22 protein-coding genes are annotated in these 18,496 nt (G+C 31.9%); 18 read left to right on the top strand and 4 right to left on the bottom strand.

Annotated elements, in window-relative coordinates:
- Positions 1–26 precede the first annotated feature (26 nt).
- The 9 genes from HOG88_RS00165 to exbD all read left to right on the top strand — a co-directional run bounded on the left by HOG88_RS00165 (position 27) and on the right by exbD (position 7,007).
- Positions 27–842: a ferritin-like domain-containing protein gene (locus HOG88_RS00165; RefSeq protein WP_295002031.1), complete on the top strand. Its 816-nt coding sequence runs from the start codon at positions 27–29 to the stop codon at positions 840–842.
- A gap of 60 nt (positions 843–902) precedes the next feature.
- On the top strand, positions 903–1,445 hold the full coding sequence (locus HOG88_RS00160) for a hypothetical protein (protein WP_295002030.1): 543 nt from the start codon (positions 903–905) through the stop codon (positions 1,443–1,445).
- 15 nt (positions 1,446–1,460) lie between these two features.
- Complete coding sequence (locus tag HOG88_RS00155) at positions 1,461–2,219, top strand: GNAT family N-acetyltransferase (protein WP_295002029.1); 759 nt, start codon at positions 1,461–1,463, stop codon at positions 2,217–2,219.
- Between the two features lie 88 nt (positions 2,220–2,307).
- Complete coding sequence (locus HOG88_RS00150) at positions 2,308–3,666, top strand: phosphomannomutase/phosphoglucomutase (RefSeq protein WP_295002028.1); 1,359 nt, start codon at positions 2,308–2,310, stop codon at positions 3,664–3,666.
- A gap of 14 nt (positions 3,667–3,680) precedes the next feature.
- The gene (gene pyrC / locus HOG88_RS00145) at positions 3,681–4,688 is read left to right on the top strand and encodes a dihydroorotase (RefSeq protein ID WP_295002027.1); all 1,008 of its coding nucleotides are present in this window, start codon (positions 3,681–3,683) and stop codon (positions 4,686–4,688) included.
- A complete protein-coding gene (locus HOG88_RS00140) occupies positions 4,681–5,334 on the top strand; it encodes a response regulator transcription factor (protein ID WP_295002026.1) in 654 nt (217 codons plus the stop codon). Before pyrC ends, HOG88_RS00140 begins: the two co-directional genes overlap by 8 nt.
- Positions 5,324–6,154: a HAMP domain-containing sensor histidine kinase gene (locus HOG88_RS00135; protein ID WP_295002025.1), complete on the top strand. Its 831-nt coding sequence runs from the start codon at positions 5,324–5,326 to the stop codon at positions 6,152–6,154. The genes HOG88_RS00140 and HOG88_RS00135 overlap by 11 nt, the downstream gene beginning before the upstream one ends.
- A 9-nt stretch (positions 6,155–6,163) precedes the next feature.
- The gene (exbB, locus tag HOG88_RS00130; RefSeq protein WP_295002024.1) at positions 6,164–6,628 is read left to right on the top strand and encodes a TonB-system energizer ExbB; all 465 of its coding nucleotides are present in this window, start codon (positions 6,164–6,166) and stop codon (positions 6,626–6,628) included.
- A complete protein-coding gene (gene exbD, locus HOG88_RS00125; protein WP_295002023.1) occupies positions 6,615–7,007 on the top strand; it encodes a TonB system transport protein ExbD in 393 nt (130 codons plus the stop codon). Before exbB ends, exbD begins: the two co-directional genes overlap by 14 nt.
- On the opposite strand, the gene HOG88_RS00120 is transcribed toward exbD, so the two are convergent.
- Positions 7,008–7,235 (bottom strand): hypothetical protein, encoded by a 228-nt coding sequence (locus HOG88_RS00120; RefSeq protein ID WP_295002022.1) that lies wholly within the window; start codon positions 7,233–7,235, stop codon positions 7,008–7,010. It lies immediately after the preceding gene.
- A 92-nt stretch (positions 7,236–7,327) separates the two neighbouring features.
- Here HOG88_RS00120 and HOG88_RS00115 point away from each other — a divergent pair, with 92 nt between their 5' ends.
- The 9 genes from HOG88_RS00115 (at position 7,328) to cheB (ending at position 14,831) form a co-directional block, all read left to right on the top strand.
- Complete coding sequence (locus HOG88_RS00115; RefSeq protein ID WP_295002021.1) at positions 7,328–8,095, top strand: J domain-containing protein; 768 nt, start codon at positions 7,328–7,330, stop codon at positions 8,093–8,095.
- Positions 8,096–8,175: 80 nt separating this feature from the next.
- Complete coding sequence (locus HOG88_RS00110) at positions 8,176–8,541, top strand: response regulator (protein WP_295002020.1); 366 nt, start codon at positions 8,176–8,178, stop codon at positions 8,539–8,541.
- A gap of 3 nt (positions 8,542–8,544) precedes the next feature.
- The gene (locus tag HOG88_RS00105; RefSeq protein WP_295002019.1) at positions 8,545–8,814 is read left to right on the top strand and encodes an STAS domain-containing protein; all 270 of its coding nucleotides are present in this window, start codon (positions 8,545–8,547) and stop codon (positions 8,812–8,814) included.
- A complete protein-coding gene (locus HOG88_RS00100; protein WP_295002018.1) occupies positions 8,811–11,042 on the top strand; it encodes a chemotaxis protein CheA in 2,232 nt (743 codons plus the stop codon). The genes HOG88_RS00105 and HOG88_RS00100 overlap by 4 nt, the downstream gene beginning before the upstream one ends.
- 4 nt (positions 11,043–11,046) lie before the next feature.
- The gene (locus HOG88_RS00095) at positions 11,047–11,550 is read left to right on the top strand and encodes a chemotaxis protein CheW (RefSeq protein ID WP_295002017.1); all 504 of its coding nucleotides are present in this window, start codon (positions 11,047–11,049) and stop codon (positions 11,548–11,550) included.
- Positions 11,547–12,509 carry a chemotaxis protein CheV gene (locus tag HOG88_RS00090; RefSeq protein WP_295002016.1) on the top strand — a complete coding sequence of 321 codons (963 nt, stop codon included), beginning with the start codon at positions 11,547–11,549 and terminating at the stop codon, positions 12,507–12,509. Before HOG88_RS00095 ends, HOG88_RS00090 begins: the two co-directional genes overlap by 4 nt.
- Positions 12,506–13,309, top strand: coding sequence for a protein-glutamate O-methyltransferase CheR (locus HOG88_RS00085; protein WP_295002015.1), 804 nt, complete (start codon positions 12,506–12,508; stop codon positions 13,307–13,309). The genes HOG88_RS00090 and HOG88_RS00085 overlap by 4 nt, the downstream gene beginning before the upstream one ends.
- 27 nt (positions 13,310–13,336) lie before the next feature.
- On the top strand, positions 13,337–13,804 hold the full coding sequence (locus HOG88_RS00080; RefSeq protein WP_295002014.1) for a hypothetical protein: 468 nt from the start codon (positions 13,337–13,339) through the stop codon (positions 13,802–13,804).
- The gene (gene cheB / locus HOG88_RS00075) at positions 13,797–14,831 is read left to right on the top strand and encodes a chemotaxis-specific protein-glutamate methyltransferase CheB (RefSeq protein WP_295002013.1); all 1,035 of its coding nucleotides are present in this window, start codon (positions 13,797–13,799) and stop codon (positions 14,829–14,831) included. Before HOG88_RS00080 ends, cheB begins: the two co-directional genes overlap by 8 nt.
- Positions 14,832–14,835: 4 nt before the next feature.
- On the opposite strand, the gene HOG88_RS00070 is transcribed toward cheB, so the two are convergent.
- The 3 genes from HOG88_RS00070 to HOG88_RS00060 are packed head-to-tail and all read right to left on the bottom strand — an operon-like array spanning position 14,836 to position 18,489.
- On the bottom strand, positions 14,836–15,669 hold the full coding sequence (locus HOG88_RS00070) for a chemotaxis protein CheX (RefSeq protein ID WP_295002012.1): 834 nt from the start codon (positions 15,667–15,669) through the stop codon (positions 14,836–14,838).
- A complete protein-coding gene (locus tag HOG88_RS00065) occupies positions 15,669–16,028 on the bottom strand; it encodes a response regulator (protein WP_295002011.1) in 360 nt (119 codons plus the stop codon). Before HOG88_RS00065 ends, HOG88_RS00070 begins: the two co-directional genes overlap by 1 nt.
- A 16-nt stretch (positions 16,029–16,044) precedes the next feature.
- Positions 16,045–18,489 (bottom strand): nitrate- and nitrite sensing domain-containing protein, encoded by a 2,445-nt coding sequence (locus tag HOG88_RS00060; RefSeq protein WP_295002010.1) that lies wholly within the window; start codon positions 18,487–18,489, stop codon positions 16,045–16,047.
- Positions 18,490–18,496: the final 7 nt, after the last annotated feature.

Below are 18,496 nucleotides of genomic sequence, written 5' to 3'. Positions count from 1 at the left end.
TAGTGTGATTATAGCATTATTAGCTTATGAATTTTTATAAAGAATTAGAGCTAATCTTAAAAGCTTCACAGCCTCAGAATAAAATTAAAATGTTTAGAAAGTTTTTTGAAGACTTTAAAAATGATGCACTCAAGATGAGTAAGACATATGAAGCAAAGTTTTTTGAAGAACCTTCATATAGTGAAGTGTGTACAGTGGTTCCCCCTCAAGATGTACCTAAACGCAGTAGCCTCACTCAAAAGGATGGACAGATAAACTTGATACATGCTATTGCACATATTGAGTATTCTGCCATCGACTTAGCACTTGATGGTGCCTATAGATTTGTCAACATGCCAAGAAAGTACTATTTGGACTGGTTAGAAGTAGCAAATGATGAGATACAACACTTTTTGATGCTAGAAGAAATTTTACACTCTCTGGGAGCTAGTTACGGTGATATAGAAGTACATAATGCACTCTTTGAAGCTTCCCAAAGAACAAATACTTTAGTTGAGAGAATGGCAGTGGTTCCAAGGTACTTAGAAGCGAATGGACTAGATGCGACACCAATGATACTTACAAAACTAAAGAAGCTCCCAAAAACTCCGATGATAGAAAAAATAATATCAGTTTTAAGTGTCATACTAGAAGAAGAAGTAGACCATGTTAAAAAAGGTGATACTTGGTTTAACTATGCTTGTGAAAAAGAGGGTTTATCTAAAGATGTTTACTTTGAAATTATAGATAAGTATTACCCTCAAGGATTTTTACGTCCTAAAAATATAAATACTGAGGCTAGAAAAGAAGCAGGATTTAGCTGTAAAGAGTTAAACTTTATGGCTAAAAAAGATGTTTGTTAAGACTTAAGTATTCCTTCCATAATACCGATATAGTTATATAAAAAAAGTAAAGGGAACATAATGCAAATCTCATCTAATATGACTCAGGCAAATCCTGTTGCAAATGAAAATGGTATAAAAAAAGTATTTACTGAAAAACTCACTAATGATCAAATTAGCGAATTAAAAGCAGAGGTGCAAAGAAGTACAAATGCTTATACATTCAAGGAAAATGCCGTACAACATAATATTTTTGGAGTGCAAGATAACTTTACAAAAGAGTATGAAGGTTTTACTAGCTTTTTAAAAGATATAGGTTACGAAGGTAAGCCAATAGCTGAGCTTTCTCAAAGTGAAGCTGCAGAGCTTGTAAGTGAAGATGGAATCTTTGGTATAAAGCAAACATCAGAACGTATAGCAAACTTTGTTATTAACGGTTCTGGAGGTGATGAAGATATGATGAGAGCAGGAAGAGAGGGAATGATAGAAGGTTTTAAAGAAGCCGAAGAATTATGGGGTGGTGAACTTCCCGAAATCTCTCAACAAACAATGCAGAAATCTATTGAAATGGTAGACAAAGCTATGCATGACTTAGGCTACTCTATATTAAACTCTGAGGCTTAAATTAAAAAATAGCTAATGGAGATTAAAGCACTACACTATAATGAGTTAGAATTACTTTTTTATTATGCAAAGGTAGAGATGTGGGATATTGAGAAGGTGCATATATTGGCCTTGTTCGAAGCTCACCCAGATGACTTTTTAGTAGCACATGAAGCTGAGAAACTTATAGGTTTTATACTAGCAATTAAGTACACCGATAACTTTGGGTTTATTAGTACATTTTTAGTTTTAAAAGAACATCGTGGCGAAGGTTATGGAAAAAATCTTTTTAATCATGCTCTGTCTCATCTCGAAGATAGACAAGTCGCTCTAGACAGTAATCAAAAAGATATTTATTTATACGAAGAATATGGCTTCAAAGCTTATTTTGATGTAGTTAATTACATGCATCTTAGTTTCAATAATAAAAAAGATGAAAGTAAAGTGAAATTTATTGAGTTGAGTGATGAAGTGTTTTTAGTAAAAAAAGATGTTTATATGAAATCAATTTTACAAAGTAAAGAAGTTCATTATAAATCTATAGTGAGAAACAATAAGATTTCTTCTTATGCCTTTTCCTATAAGTATATTGATGGATATAAAATATCCATAAATACAGACTGTATTGATGATGCTAAAGCTCTTTTTATATACTTAAGTAATGTCTATGCAGAAGGGACTAAAATATACATACAAGCGAGTAAATTAAACCAAGTTTTTATAGAACTAGTTAATTATTTTAGTATGAAGGAATATTCAAAAAGTACTAGAATGTATAATAAAGTTTTAGACTAGTTCTACATGGGTCATTAGCACTCTTTAATCTAAGAAAGTGTATTATTTCATTATATATATTTAAATAATAGATTTACAGGAGATTTCAATGAGCATATACAGAGAATATGACATACGTGGAATTTATGAAAAAGAGTTAAATGAAGAAAGTGTAGTTCGCATTGGATATGCTTTAGCATCTAAGATTTCAGGTGAATATGTATCTGTTGGATACGATGCACGTTCCCATTCTCCTATACTATTTGAATACCTCACTCGTGGTTTAAACGCAGGTGGAAAAAAAGTTCTCGATATGGGACTGGTTCCTACTCCTGTAAACTACTTTACAAATTATCATGATTGGGATGGTGCAACACCATCAGCTTCAGTCATGATAACAGGCTCACACAATCCAAGTGAATACAATGGTTTTAAAATAACAGTAGACAAAGCACCATTTTTTAGTGAAGACATTTATGCACTAGGTCGTGAATGTGACGTGATGGATATGCCAGTAGAAGTTAAATGCGATGTAACGAAGATAAACGCAGTAGAGAGATATATAAAGTTTTTGGTTTCAGAATTTCAGCATTTAAAAGGTATGGATACTCGCATAGTTTATGATTGTGGAAATGGTGTTGCCGGTGTTGTAACTGAAGATATTTTTGCTGCATTAGAACTAAATACAAAAGGTATCTATATAGATCCTGATGGCACTTTCCCAAACCACCATCCAGACCCTTCAGATGAGCATAACCTAGTAGATATCAAAAAACTTTTGACAGACGAAGGTGACATCGCGTTTGCCTATGATGGCGATGCAGACCGTATAGCGGTACTTACTCATAAAAACAATATTAAGGGCGATATGATGGCTCTTTTATATTCTATGAAAATGGATAAACCAACTGTTATAGGTGAGGTGAAATGTTCACAAGTGATGTATGATGAACTTGAACGCCGTGGTTGTAAAGCCATCATGTATAAAACAGGGCACTCGAACCTAAAAGTAAAGATGAGAGAGACAAATGCAGACCTAGCTTGTGAAGTAAGTGGCCATGTTTTCTTTAAAAATCGTTACTTCGGTTATGATGATGCTATCTATGCAACACTCAGAATGCTAGAACTCATGCATGATGGTATAGACTTAGATGCAGAACTTGCAAAGCTTCCTCTTGTGTACTCAACTGAAGAGTTAAAAGTAGAAACAACAGAAGCAGAAAAATTTAAAATTATTGACAGAGTTAAAGAGCTCCTGAAATCACCACCTGCAAGTTTCCCAAATATAAAAGATATAATAGATGTAGATGGAGTTCGTATAAACTTTGAAAAAGGATGGGGATTGGTGAGAGCTAGTAACACGACACCAGTTCTAGTGACACGTTTTGAATCAACTGATCAAAACGAAGCTAAAGTTTATGAAAAAGCTATTAATGAGCTTATAATAACTGCAAAAAAATCTCTATAAATTAAGGAAAAAATATGAAGACACAAACACTTTTAATGCCACTCGATATGCATTTACATCTTCGTGATGCTGTAATGTTGGAAAATGTTGCACCTCTTTCTGCTTACTCTTTTAGTGGAGCTATCGTAATGCCAAACCTTGTACCTCCTGTTGAGAATCGTGCAGATGTTATTGCTTATAAAGAACGTATTATGGCGGCTGTTCCAAATGACTACTTTGAACCATATATGACACTCTTTTATAAAAACTATGATAAAGCATTTTTAGAGTCAGTAGCTGATGACATCACGGCTATTAAACTTTATCCTGCTGGCATAACTACAAACTCAGAAGGTGGTGTTTCATCATTTGATATAGAAGAGATGAGACCTACACTTCAAGCTATGAGTGATATGGAAATTCCTTTATGTGTTCACGGTGAGACGGATGGTTTTGTGATGGATAGAGAAGCTGAGTTTATGTCAATTTATGAACTTTTAGCGACAAATTTCCCAAAACTAAAAATTATTATGGAACATATTACAACAAAAGAAGCTGTGGATATGTTAGATAAATTTGAGAACCTTTATGCGACTATAACAGTACATCACTTGATCTTAACACTTGATGATGTAGTTGGTGGTATGATGATGCCACATCTATTTTGTAAGCCAATAGCAAAGCGTCCTGAAGATTTAGATGCACTTCTTACAGTGGCCCTAGCAGCTCACCCAAAAGTGATGTTTGGTAGTGATTCTGCACCACATCCTCAGCATAAGAAAGAGTCTTGTGGTTGTGCAGCTGGTATTTTTACGGCTCCAATAGCACTACAACTTCTATGTGAAATATTTGAACAGTATGATAAACTAAATAATCTTCAAGCATTTGTGAGTGATAATGCACAGAATATATATGGGATTTGTCCTGAGTTTAAAGAAGTAGTACTTGAAAAACGTCCATTTGTAGTACCAGCAAACTATTCAGGTGTTGTTCCTATGTATGCAGGTGAGACAATTAACTGGGCGATAGAGAGTATTGATTAATATACTTCTTTTAGAAGATGACCCTCTTTTTGGAGAGACTCTTGTGGACTTACTAGAAGAGTCTTCTTATGAAGTCTCACATTTTACAAATGGTCAAGATGCTCTTGATGCTACTTTTGAGCGAAAGTTTGATATATACCTTCTAGATATCAATGTACCCCTAGTAGATGGTATTTCACTTTTGAGTGAGCTTCGTAGTGCAGATGATAATACTCCTACGATTTTTTTAACATCACATAAAGATAAAGCAATGTTAGAAAAAGGCTTTTCAAGTGGTTGTGATGATTACCTAAACAAACCTTTTGATTCTGATGAACTTCTTTTTCGGATTAAAGCACTTATTAAACGAAGCTCTTCTAGTATTCCTACAAGTATAGGTGATTTTACACATAATGTAATACATAAGAGCATCTCTTATAAAAGTAATCTATTAGAACTTTCAAATAAAGAGTACACACTCTTAGTCCTTTTACTCAAACATCAAAATGAGAATGTTCCAAAAGAACTGATATCAGACGCACTATGGACATCCGCTGAATCTATTAGCGATGGGGCAATTCGTGTGTATATCAATAGACTCAAACAAATTTTGCCAGAGATTAAAATAGAAAATATACGTGGTATAGGGTATAAACTTGTTTACTAGTTTTCGTGTCAATATTTTTATCTATTACTTCATAACTGTATTACTATTTTTAGGTTTTACTTATTACCTTTTAGCAATTTTAGAGATACAAAATATTTATGCTCTGTTTGTCATTGTTGTTTCTTTTATCTCTGTTTCTGCTTTATTGATGGTGCGTTTAGCAGTAAATCCTCTCCAAGAATATGTAGCAAATCTTCAAGAACTCTCAAAAGAGACACTTCATGAACTGAACCTTCCAATAAATACTATTATGACAAATACACAAATGATAAAAAAGAGTTTAGATGATGAGAAAAGTCTAAAAAGATTAGGACGTATCCAAAGTGCTTGTGAAATGCTTCAAGAACGCTATAATGAACTAGAATATATGATAAAAATGCAAAGCGAAGAGGGTGTCAAGGAGAAGTTTTTTCTTGATAAGCTCATAGAAGAGAGAGTTGCTTTTTTATGTAAAATTTATCCAAAAATTGATTTTTCACTTTCACTTGAGAGTTTAGAAATTTATACTGATAGAAAAGGTCTCGGAAAAGTTATTGACAATTTAATAGACAATGGTGTAAAATACTCACAAAATTCCAAAAAAATTGATATCCAACATCGAGGTAGCTCCCTTTTTATTAAAGATTATGGAAAAGGCATGGATGAGGTGGAAATCTTACATATATTTGAAAGTTATTATCAGTCAAATAAAAGTATGTTAGGCTTTGGAATCGGACTAAGCATGGTAAAACGATTTTGTGATAAAAATGGTGTTGAACTCCATTTTAAGTCCCAGCCCAAGCTTGGAACAACAGTAGAATTAAAATTTAATAAAATATAGGATGTATAAATGAACGAGACAAACATACTAGCATATGCAGAAAACTTACTTGATTATGGAGTGATGGGAATATTAGTGTTGATGAGTATAGTAACACTTTGGCTATTCATCGAGCGTATGATGTTTTATAAAAGTGTCAATGTCGATGATTATGAGTATAGAGACAATTTAGAGCTTGAACTTACTGATAATATAGGTGTTATAAGTGCGATAGCATCAAATGCACCCTATGTTGGTTTACTTGGTACCGTTGCTGGAATTATGATAACGTTTTATTCTATGGGTGATGCTGGTGCTGTAGATGCTAAGCAGATTATGGTCGGTCTAGCACTCGCTCTTAAAGCTACCGCAATGGGTCTTATAGTAGCCATGCCAGCTATTATGTCATATACAATTGCACTAAGAAAAGTTGAAAGACTTCTCACTAAGTATGATGTAACTCGAGAGATGAAAATAAATAATGTCAAAGTGTAAAAAACCCCCAAAGAGGTTTGATGAGATAAATGTCATTCCATTTATTGACATTATGCTTGTTCTTCTTGTTATGGTTTTAACAACTGCTACATTTATAAAGCAGGGTGTTATTCCCGTAGACTTACCAAATTCTTCATCAGTAGATAAAAAAGAGCTTAAGAAAGAGGTTACAATTTATGTAAACGCGAAAGGTGAGCTTTTCTTTGAAAAAGAGAATGTTAGTTTAGCTGTTTTAGAAGAAAAACTATCTTCAATAGAAAAAACACAGACAGTTGTACTTAGAAGCGACAAGGAGTCGCGTTTTCAAGACTTTGTAAGTGTTATGGGTATACTCAAAAAGCTTCGCCACGAGCAGCTTTATATTATTACTAAAGAGTAGTTAGTAACTACTCTCCATCAACTTAAACTCAAGGGTAAATTTCTTTTCTAGTTTTATATCCTTACTCTCTTCACTCTTTTTTAGCTCAGTATTAAATACTTTTTTTTCTACATCTTGGGCTTCATGAAAAAGTGAAGTTGCAATAAAAAAAAGTATCATAATAAGAACAACACTAGCATATAAAAGAACATAATTTTTAATATGTCCTGATTCGAATGGGTTTTGCAAGATAGACTCTCTTATAGTTTATGACAGTTTATCTTTTTTTGGTATACAACTTGCTATACTTTTTATATATATATATAATTTATAGGATAGGTATGCAAGTATTATTAGGCCCTGAACATACTATCTTTAAAGTAAAGGACTCCCAGGAAGATTATGGGGAGCTTTTAGAATATATAGAAGTAAATTTCAATGCAACTTATGTCAAAAAAAATGTTTTATATATTCCTGTCTCAGCTGCTAATAATAGGAATAAACGTATACTTTTGATGAAATGGCTTTACTCATACTACAAGAAAAATTCGTCAAATGTATCTAAAAAATTGAAATATGAGCTCACTAAACGACTAGAAAATCCTATACATCTTTATTTGCTTCCACAAGAAAATATCATAACAATTTCTGCAACATTCTATGAAAACTCTGTGTGCCAACTTGGTTTAAATGAAAGGAATGCCACGTGTGACTTATATTTGCATAAACACTTTCGGGGAGTTATAACTCTCATAAGTGAAAATTTTAATTTATATGATGTAAATGTAAGTGAATCAAAAAAGAAAGAACTTCTTAAAATATTTTTTAGTAAAACACAACTAGGTGGAGTAAATGTGAAGTTTCAATATGATGCTAATGCATTTAATTATTTTTTTAAAATGAGTAAAATAGATGAATTAGAAAAGGCATGTCGTATACTAAATGTTAAGAGTGAAGATTCTCTTCGTGATATAAAGAAAAACTATAAAAAACTCGCGAAAACATTTCATCCTGATATCTCTACACTCCATGAAACAACTAGTACAAAAAAATTTCAAATTCTTACAGATGCTTTTGAAATTCTTAAAAAATTCAAAGTATCTGTATAGATTGATTGAATTTATCTTTATTTTAGAACACTTACTATAGAATAGCTAAGTATTTAAAGAAATTATAATAGTGAGAAAATATGTCAAAAAAAATATTGGTAGTAGATGATGCAAGTTTAATAAGACATGTGGCTGCGAAAGCACTTAAAGAAGCTGGATTTGAAGCTGTTTTAGCTTCAAATGGACAAGAAGGATTAAATGTTCTAGAACAGCACGAGATAGATTTTATATTTTCAGATATAAATATGCCAATTATGTCTGGTATGGAAATGGTTCGTAGAGTTAGAAAAAATGATAAATATCGTTTTATTCCTATTGTAATGCTTACAACTGAGACAAAAATGGAACTACAAAATGAAGCAAAAGAACTTGGTGTTAAAGCATGGTTAGTTAAACCTTTTAATAAAGATAAGTTTCTATTAGTGTTAAGCAAGATACTTGGATAGCTAATGATTTTAGATAATTTAACTGCACTAACAATATATGAAGTTGAAACACTACAAGATATTTTTATTCTAGCCTTAAAAGAACAGGAAAATATTTTATTAGATATGGCAAAAATAGATAAAATAGATATCGTCGGTATTCAATTACTTCTTTCCATGGTCAGTACTGTTAAAGCTTCACAAAAAACAATTAAATTGATAAATGTAAAGGACACTGTATTACAACAGATTAAGATATCCAATACTCAGATTGCTTTAGGATTAGACGTATGACTGAAGAATTAGAAATATTTTTAGAAGATTGTGATGATCAACTTCAGATGATGGAAGATGCTCTTGTTGATATGCAAAGTAATGGTGCGAGTGAAAGCACAATAGGAACAATCTTTAGAGCTGTACATACAATCAAAGGCAGTGCAGGAATGTTTGGTTTTGATGATATTGTGACATTTGCCCATACCGGTGAAAACCTTTTTGATAGTATCCGTCAAGGTGATGTAGGAGTTTGTGAGGAGATGATCTCTTTATTTCTTTTATGCAAAGATCACATGGAGGTATTAATTAATCTTCTTACTGAGGACAAAGAGTTAAGTGCTGCCCAAAAAGAAGTTGGCCATAATTTAATTCAACGTCTAGAAGGATACCTTCCTAGAGCTCAGATAAAAGAAGAAAATATCGAAGATATTCCAAGTACTATAGTGATAGAAGCAGCTAAATGGCATATATCTATTAGATTTCACAAAGATTTTTTCACTACCGGTATGAGTATAAACTCTGTTTTTAAATTTTTTAATAAGGTTGGAAAAGTTTTAAAAATCCAACCCATAATTTATAACATTCCTAGTATAGAGGATATCAATCCTCTTCATCCTTATATTGGCTTCGAAGTATGTCTTTTGGCAGATTTAAGTAAGTCTGAGGTTGAAGATATTTTTGAATTTATTCAAGAAGATGTAGATTTATACATTTTTTTATGTGATGATAGCGATGAATATAATACTCTTGTCTCTATACGTAAGGAACCTGAACTCAAGAATGAACTTATAAATGCAAAATTTATAGATGAAGATACTTTAATAGAACCAGAGTTGATAATTCCTACTGTAGAGGAAAAAGAAGAGATAGTTCTCAATCAAAAAGAAGAAGAGATAGTTCTTAATCAAAAAGAAGAAGAGATAGTTCTTAATCAAAAAGAAGAAGAAGAAGAAGAGATAGTTCTCAATCAAAAAGAAGAAGAAGAAGAGATAGTTCTCAATCAAAAAGAAGAAGAAGAAGAGATAGTTCTCAATCAAAAAGAAGAAGAAGAGATAGTTCTCAATAAAAAAGAAGAAAGTAGTGAACCAAAGAAAAAAGCAGTTTCTTCTCTGAGAGTTGATTCTTCTAAGATTGATATACTTATAAACTATATGAGTGAGATATCCATAACTAATTCTAGAATATTAACTCTAATAGATGATGAAGGTTCTGAAATTGGGGAAACTGTAATTCATATGAAACAGCTTTTAGAGTTTGTTAGTGATGGAATCATGGATATGAGAATGGTGAAAGTAGGAGACTCTTTTAATAAGTTTCGTAGAATCGTAAGTGATACCGCTAAAAAGATTGGTAAAGATGTAGACTTTGTTATCAGTGGTGAAGACACGGAACTTGATAAAACAGTTGTTGAACGTATTTCAGACCCTTTACTCCATATGTTACGAAATTCAATAGACCATGGTGTTGAACTTCCAGAAGATAGAGTAGCTTGTGGAAAACCTGCTCAGGGTAGAGTAGACTTAAGAGCATATCAAGACTCCGGTACAATTGTCATTGAGATTGAAGATAATGGCAAGGGATTAGATAGAGATAGGATTCTGGCTAAGGCTATTGAAAATGGATCAGTTAAAAAGAACAATAACCTTAGCGATTCAGAGATATATAAGTTGATTTTTTCAGCTGGTTTATCTACTGCAGAAACAGTTTCAGCTATATCTGGACGTGGTGTTGGCATGGATGTTGTAAAAAGAAATATTGAGGATTTACGGGGCAGTGTAGAAATAGAATCAACTATTGGCCAAGGTAGTAAAATCACTATACGATTACCATTGACCTTAGCAGTTATTGACGGTTTTTTGCTTCAAGTAGGTGACACAAAGTACATTATACCTTTAGAAAATATTAAAGAATGTATTGAACTTACAACAATAGAGCAGGAAAGCTTAAATGGTAATGAGTTTATTAATGTTCGAGGTGAAGTACTTCCTCTTTTAGATATACGACTTCTTTTAGGCGAAAATAAAAGTATTACAGAAAGACAGAATATCGTTATTGTATACTTTGGAAAGAAAATAGTAGGTCTCTTAGTGGATGAGTTATTAGGTGAACATCAGACAGTTATAAAGTCGTTAGGCATAGTTTTTGATCAATTATCTGGTATTAGTGGTGCTTCTGTACTTGGTAGTGGCGAGATAGCTCTTATCTTTGATGTAGCAAGATTGATTGAGTTACGAAATGAAGGATAGCAACATGGAGTTAGACTTAGATACAGAGATGAATCTTGATGATATGGATGATGATCTCTTAGTAATTGGTGATTCTCAGCAGTATTTATTTTTTATATTAGCTGGAGATATATACGCAATTGATGTAAATAATATAAGTGAGATGATAGAGTATCAAGCCATAACTAAAGTTCCACTAATGCTTCCTTATATTAAAGGGGTTACTAATGTTAGAGGGAAAATTATTACAGTTTTAGATTTACGTGAACGTTTCGGATTAGGTGAAACAAAATTAAACTATAAAACATCTTTAGTGATTACTAATAATATCGCTCTTATCATTGATGAAGTACATGAAGTAACAAGTGTTGAAGAAAGTAATCTTAAAGAGTCAATAAATTTTGGTGTAAAAATTGAGCGAAGATTCGTTAAAAATATGGCGAGCTATAATAACACACATATTGTAATTTTAGATTGTGATGAAGTTTTAAATATTAAAGAAATATCTCAAAAAAGAGCTAGCAAATGAATCAAAGTATATTAGAGGATGAGTTTTTTGAAAGTGAAGAAGAGAATGAAGAGTATGAGCTTGACCTCTTTAAGCTTGTATCCACGGACTCAAATGATTTAAATCAGTATTTAGTGTTTAATGGCTCTAACTTTGAATGGTATGCAATGAATGTAGTCAATATTGAAGAAGTAGTAGTCTTTAATAAAGAAATTGAAATCGCAACAAATAATGATGAATCGAATGTAGTTTGTGGAACTGCTAATCTTCGAGATGAAATGACTACATTGATTTACTTTGATGATTGGTACGGGAATGAGCGTCTTGATGATAGTGAATATCAACTTATAATACTTACGAATTATGGAGGGCATAAGTTAGGAATTATTGTTAAAGAAGTGTCGACTATAAATATTATAGATTCTAGTGATATGACAGAAAACTCTACAAATAATTATAAATCTACATTTATTGCGAAGGTAATAATAGAAATGGAAGAAAGGATTTGTACTATTTATGATGGTGACCAAATGCTTTTAGATGTTTTTAATACTATAAAAGATGATGTAACATACAATTTCAATGCACTAGATATTAAAAATATACAAGATAAAGTAGTATATTTTGCTGATGATAGTCGTTGTGTTCGTAATTTAATTGAAAAATTATTTAAAAGTCTTTGTATATCATATAGGATATTTATTGATGGAGCAGAATTAATAAAGTATTTAAAGTCTCATCCTAATGAAAAAGTAGATCTATTTATTACTGATCTTGAGATGCCTCAAATGGGTGGACAAGAAGTAATATGTAATATTCGTAAATTCCCTATACACAAGAATATTCCCATTATGGTGCATACGAATATGTCTAATGAATCTATGGAAAGGGAAGTGATGGAAGCTGGAGGAAACGGTATTGTGAGTAAGATGGATACAGTGAATTTAGGAAATATTATAATTCAAGAGCTAACAAGATGAGTACGAGAAAGATAAGTAGCACAGAATATCAAAAGTTTCAAGAACTCATTTATAATGAGATTGGCATAACACTCAATGAGACTAAAATGTCGCTTATTGAGTCTCGTTTTTATAAAAGAATGCTTTATCATAATACTGAATGCTTTGAGGAGTATTATAATATATGCATGGCTGACTCTAGTGAAAAAACTCAGATGTTAGATATTATTACTACGAATGAGACTTATTTTTTCAGAGAAGAAGAACACTTTAGATTCTTAAAAGAGTATGTGCAAGAGTATGGTATGGAAAGTAAGCTTAGAATTTGGAGTGCTGCATCTTCAGTTGGTGTCGAAGCATATTCTATTGCAATGGTGTGCGATAATATACTTCCACCAAATAAATGGGAAATCATAGGAACAGATATAAATACAGATGTTATAAAAAAAGCTCGTATGAGACTTTATAATATTTCTTGGGCAGAGAAAATTCCTTCAGAGTTTAAGTTAAAGTACTGTCTCAAAGGTAAAGGAAAGTTCGAAGGCAAGTTCCTAATTACGAAAGAATTTGCAAAAAATGTTAAGTTTCAAATATCAAACTTAATGGAAACAAATAGTGATTTAGGTGTTTTTGATATTGTATTTTTACGTAATGTTCTTATTTACTTTAATACACAAACAAGACAAAAGGTACTAAAATCTATCATGGGAAATATGAGGATAGGAAGCTTACTTATTATAAGTCAAACGGAGAACTTAAATAGTTTGGATCTAGCTTGTTTAGAGCAAATTCATCCATCAATTTTTAAACGTATTTCATGAAATACGTTCTGCTAAAAAGGATAACTTATGTCAGATAAATTAATAACAGAAGAATTTTTAGATACTTATGAGGGCGATGTTATGTTTTTATCGCAAGATTTAGAAAATATTCGTAAAGATATTTTAAATTGTAATTTTTCAGAGGAGAAAAAGAATTTTCTCTCAGATAATATTACAGAAGTTCATGATGTTTTTTTATCTTCACGGTATACACAGCAAGTTGCACCAACTTTCATGGAATTTACTGATCTATTAAGTACTATTAATACTGATGAACTAGTAAAAAATAAAGATACAATGTCGTACCTTTACGATATTGTATCTGATATAAATGTTTATATAAATCAGTATTTTATAAGTAGAATTTTTAGTGATGTATATCTTTTTCAAGATTCCCTATATAATTCTATTAATTTCTTAAAATCGGCGTACTTATTGGATGTAGATAGTACTGATGCAGACGATGGAAGTGAGGTCTTGTTTTTTAATGACTAAAGTGTTTGTAATAGACGATTCGCTTACTGTCAGAAACGGTTTTAAAAATTTAATAGAGCAAATGGATGATATTGTTCTTTTGGGTGAAGCGGAAAATCCAATAGATGCAATAAAAAAGTTTAGCGAAGTAGGTTTACCTGACCTTTTTATATTGGATATTGAAATGCCTAAAATGGATGGCTTAACATTTTTGAAAAAAATTAATAGTCAAAGACCGACTCCTGTAATTATATGTTCTACACTTGTGGGTGCAGGTTCCAATAAACTTATTGAGTCTCTTAGATTAGGTGCTATCGATATAATTGAAAAGCCAAAAAGTAATGTTAATAAACTTTTTATTACTTATAAAGAAGAATTAATTGCCAAGATAAGAGTTGCAGTCAATGCAAATAATAACTATAGAGATGAAGTATTCGTTGAAAATAATGTAATAAAAAAAAATAATAATAATTCCCAAATACAAGCTGCTAAAATTATTGCTATTGGATCATCAACGGGAGGGGTGCAGGTCTTAGAAGAAATATTTACTCATCTAGATTTGAACCACCAAGCTATTGTTGTTGTCCAACATATCCCTAGAAGTTTCTCATCTTCATTAGCAAAACGATTAAATGAACTTTGTGAAAACAGTCTTGTTAAAGAGGCAGAAGATGGTGACATAGTCATGATGGGAACTATATATATAGCTCCTGGTGGTGTTCACTTAGAGGTTGAGAAAAGGGATCGTAAGTACTTCATAAGGCTTAAATATTTTCCAAAAGTAAATTCGCATCGTCCAAGTATTAATGTGTTTTTTAATTCAATTTCAAAGTCCGCTAGAACTAATGCCATAGGTTTTTTACTAACAGGCATGGGAAATGATGGGGCAAAAGGATTAAAAAATATGCTTGATAGCGGAGCAAATACTTATGTTCAGAATAAACAAACATCAGTTGTATATGGAATGGCAAAAATTGCATGGGATATGGGGAGTGCTAAGGAAGAACTCTCCATTTATGAGATAATTAAAGCTATTAATAAATATTAATAGCTTATATTTTTAGATAAAGTGTTAAATTTCCATGTGTTGTAGTAAAGTCAAAAGTGTTGTATTCTTGCATATGAAATATTTCTTCAGGGATTATAGAGGGGGGAGTTAGGTCTACATCTACACTCCACTCATTAAACTTAACAGCGATATTTCCAAGAACTATATTTGCAAATTCACATATAATATCTTGAACGATATCATCAATTTCATGAAATTCAGTTCTGAGTAACTCTTTAGATATAGCAAAGGAAAGAGAGTCTTCCGTCTGTATTGCAAAGTCTAAATTAAGATTACCTCTCATTTTTTGAAGAGCTATTAGACCACTTCTTTCTTTATACTTATCATTAATAGCGACTAGTTTAATATGGTCATGTATTACACGAGTATAAAGTGTTTTTAAAACAATAATAGTGTTTTTTATAACAGCATCTTGATCAATATCATCTACATCTTCATTAAGTTCTATACTTTCTTCTTCTTGTTCTTGATTAAATTTATTGAGCTCTTTATTCATTAGTTCTTCGCTCATAAATCCTTTAAGAATAAGTACTTCTCCAAAGTATACTTTTTCCTGCTTTTGTGTTTCTAAGATCTCATCAGTATCTATTTCTGATAGTAAGCCAAGTGATATTGCTATTTCTCCAAAAGGTTTATCTAGAGTTTGCTGTTTATTGTTAATCAGTTCCGCTTCCTTTGCAGTGAGTAATTTTTCTCTGACTGCAATTTGACCAAGAGAAAGATTTTTAGAATTCTGATAATCTACAGCCTCTGAAAGTTGTTCTGCAGTTAATTTTCCCTCATCAAGTAGGTGATGCCCAAAAAATTTAATTCCCATTACATTTCCTTTCTAAAAAGAGCACAAAGTTCTTCTTCATCAAAAGGTTTTTGAATAAAAGCGTTTGCACCAAGTTTCAATGCCTCAGAAACTTTTTGACTTGTCCCCATTGAACTTAACATGATTACTTTTACATCAGGGTTATCTTCTTTTATGCTTCTAAGAGCTTCAATTCCATCTTTTTCTGGCATTACAACATCAAGTAAAACTAAGTCTGGTTTAAATTCTTTAGCAATATCTGCAGCCTGATTTCCATCAAAGGCATCTTGAATTTCTATACCATCAATTCCAGCTTCTTTCAAAATTTTTTTCACCATAAAGTGTATTAATTTTGCATCATCGACTACTAATAGTTTCATATTATTCCTTTTTTATTTAATCAAATATATCAAATTCACGAAGATCAATATCACTTTCTTCGGCAGAAATTAATTTATCTGTAGTTGTGTTTAAACTTTTCGTGTTCATTTGATTCGCTAATTTAAGTGGCTTTTGATGTGTATTCGCTGTACTTGAAAGTGTAAAAAAGCTCATTTGATCATTTTGTTCACTTGCTTGAATACTAAGTTGTTCAGATGCAGTTAAAAGTTCTTGTGAAGATGTGGCATTAATTTGTGTTATTTTATCAAGTTCATTCATAGCTTGATTAATCTGTCCAATTCCAATGTCTTGTTCTTTAGCCGCAGTAGCAATCTGTTTTATAAGTTTTGCTGTCTCTTCTATTTTAGGGACTACACTTTTAATCATATCACCTGCTTCAACAGAGACTATAACACTCTCCTTAGTGATTTTACTAATCTGTGTCGCTGCTATTTGTGAGCGTTTAGCTAACTTACGAACTTCTGCCGCAACAACAGCAAAGCCTTTTCCATGTTGACCAGCACGAGCTGCTTCAATAGCAGCATTTAGTGCAAGAAGGTTTGTTTGGTAGGCTATGTCTTCTATAACTTGTATACGTGTTGCTATCGTCTGCATCGCATTCACTGTTTTTTCAACAGCATCTGCACCCTTTATTGATAGTGCAGCAGATGACTCTGCTATACTATTTGTTAAGTTTGCATTCTTTGAAGTTTCACTTACTGCACCACTCATTTCTTCAATAGCAGCTGTTGTCTCTTCTAGTGAAGATGCCTGTGAAATTGCACCACGAGAAATAGACTGACTCGATGAATTTACTTCTGATGAAGAGAGTTGCATCTGAGTTGAACCAATATTTATGCCTTCAATAATCTCTGAGAGTTTTTTAACTAGGTCATTGATAGAAGTTTTTACAATTTCAAAATCACCATGGTAATTACCTGTGATACGAGTTTCTAAATTACCTTTAGCGATATTATTTAAAGCTTTTCCAGATTCACTAAATAAATCTTCTATTGTTTGAGCAATATTATTTGTAGATTCTTTGAGTTCTGAGAAAAGCCCTTCGTACTCATTTTCTATTCTTGCTTTAAGGTTTCCGTTTGAAATTTCTTCCAAAACTTTAGTGATATCTTTTCCAATACGTTCTTCAAATGTATCCATTAAGTTGTTTATAGACTCTATAAATGTTCCAATTTGTGGATTTTCCGTTCTGGAAGATATTCTGTGGTTCATATAACCCGATTCTGCTTGCGCTAAAACACTTACAGCTTCATCTGTGCAAAGTGAGTCATTATTTAGCTCAGCTTGAATACTTTCAAGGTTACTATTTACCATTTTGGCTAAAAGACCGAACTCATCTTTTGAGTCGATATCTATCGGCTGAGTGTTGTCTTGTTCCCGGCGAACAAAAGCAAAATAAGAGGTAAGTCCTATTTTAAAGTTATGAAGTGAAGACGTGATACTTCTAGCTATATAAATAGGAATTAACAATGTGGTTAAAAATACAATTATCATTATAATTAGATAAGTATAATATTTTGAGTTAGCTTTTTCCATCTTATTTGTAGTTTCTGTTAAAAGGTAGTTAATAATATGATCATCAATATCTTTTAAAATATTGATTTTTTCTTGAAGAATGTTGAAGGATTCATCGCTATCAACACCAAAGTTTTTTGTTTTCTCAGTAGCTTTAACATAGAGTTTTTCAGCATCAGTTATATGTGATGATAAAACTTTTTGTTGATAAACAAGGACATTAGAATCATCTGTTCTTTTAAGAAAAGAGTTCATATATCTTTCTTCTTGCGCTTTTAGGGAAATTACCTGATCTTTCACACCGGTTGGATAAGCATCTTTAATTAGCACAAAATTAAGTACTGCTTCTTGAGCAGCAGCTCTTTCTTTTGCTAAAGCATAAGCACTGTATCCATTAAGTTCCATAGAGATTTTTGCATCTGTAGACATTTTAGCTATTTCAGCGATAGAGCTTAAAAATGCACCATTTATATTTGAGAAATAGTGCATAATATCGTTTAACTTAATGTTGTTATTTGTTACTTCAGGACGAACTATATTAAGCTGAGTTAGCTGACTCAGTGTATCTTTTATTGTCGTACGAAATTTTGTTGTATAGTCATTCATATTTAATGTGTCTACATATTCTTTAAAAGAAAGGAGTTCTTCATTTACATGCATCCTATCTACATGTAGTGCTCGAGTAAATTGTTTCCCGTTTGTAGCAAGAAAACCAGTAGTAACACTTCGTTCAGTCTGTATAGCATGCACCAATGAACTCATTTTTGTAGTTAGGTGAACAATTTTAGTAATACCATGCATATTCATTTTCTCGTCATAACTCTGTATAATGAGAGAACTAGAGAAGTAGACTAGTCCGATCAAAGGGACTACTTCCAATAGTAACATTTTTATTTTTATTGATATATCGTTGTATCTAATCATTTCAATT

Source organism: Sulfurimonas sp. (genome assembly GCF_018698455.1).
Taxonomy (GTDB): Bacteria; Campylobacterota; Campylobacteria; order Campylobacterales; family Sulfurimonadaceae; genus Sulfurimonas.
This window is presented reverse-complemented; position numbering and strand designations above follow the sequence as displayed.

Coding starts and splice junctions, on each gene's coding strand:
- HOG88_RS00165 (WP_295002031.1), top strand. CDS start 27: ATGAATTTTTATAAAGAATTAGAGCTAATCTTAAAAGCTTCACAGCCT.
- HOG88_RS00160 (WP_295002030.1), top strand. CDS start 903: ATGCAAATCTCATCTAATATGACTCAGGCAAATCCTGTTGCAAATGAA.
- HOG88_RS00155 (WP_295002029.1), top strand. CDS start 1,461: ATGGAGATTAAAGCACTACACTATAATGAGTTAGAATTACTTTTTTAT.
- HOG88_RS00150 (WP_295002028.1), top strand. CDS start 2,308: ATGAGCATATACAGAGAATATGACATACGTGGAATTTATGAAAAAGAG.
- pyrC (WP_295002027.1), top strand. CDS start 3,681: ATGAAGACACAAACACTTTTAATGCCACTCGATATGCATTTACATCTT.
- exbB (WP_295002024.1), top strand. CDS start 6,164: ATGAACGAGACAAACATACTAGCATATGCAGAAAACTTACTTGATTAT.
- exbD (WP_295002023.1), top strand. CDS start 6,615: ATGTCAAAGTGTAAAAAACCCCCAAAGAGGTTTGATGAGATAAATGTC.
- HOG88_RS00115 (WP_295002021.1), top strand. CDS start 7,328: ATGCAAGTATTATTAGGCCCTGAACATACTATCTTTAAAGTAAAGGAC.
- HOG88_RS00110 (WP_295002020.1), top strand. CDS start 8,176: ATGTCAAAAAAAATATTGGTAGTAGATGATGCAAGTTTAATAAGACAT.
- HOG88_RS00105 (WP_295002019.1), top strand. CDS start 8,545: ATGATTTTAGATAATTTAACTGCACTAACAATATATGAAGTTGAAACA.
- HOG88_RS00100 (WP_295002018.1), top strand. CDS start 8,811: ATGACTGAAGAATTAGAAATATTTTTAGAAGATTGTGATGATCAACTT.
- HOG88_RS00095 (WP_295002017.1), top strand. CDS start 11,047: ATGGAGTTAGACTTAGATACAGAGATGAATCTTGATGATATGGATGAT.
- HOG88_RS00090 (WP_295002016.1), top strand. CDS start 11,547: ATGAATCAAAGTATATTAGAGGATGAGTTTTTTGAAAGTGAAGAAGAG.
- HOG88_RS00085 (WP_295002015.1), top strand. CDS start 12,506: ATGAGTACGAGAAAGATAAGTAGCACAGAATATCAAAAGTTTCAAGAA.
- HOG88_RS00080 (WP_295002014.1), top strand. CDS start 13,337: ATGTCAGATAAATTAATAACAGAAGAATTTTTAGATACTTATGAGGGC.
- cheB (WP_295002013.1), top strand. CDS start 13,797: ATGACTAAAGTGTTTGTAATAGACGATTCGCTTACTGTCAGAAACGGT.
- HOG88_RS00070 (WP_295002012.1), bottom strand. CDS start 15,669: ATGGGAATTAAATTTTTTGGGCATCACCTACTTGATGAGGGAAAATTA.
- HOG88_RS00065 (WP_295002011.1), bottom strand. CDS start 16,028: ATGAAACTATTAGTAGTCGATGATGCAAAATTAATACACTTTATGGTG.
- HOG88_RS00060 (WP_295002010.1), bottom strand. CDS start 18,489: ATGATTAGATACAACGATATATCAATAAAAATAAAAATGTTACTATTG.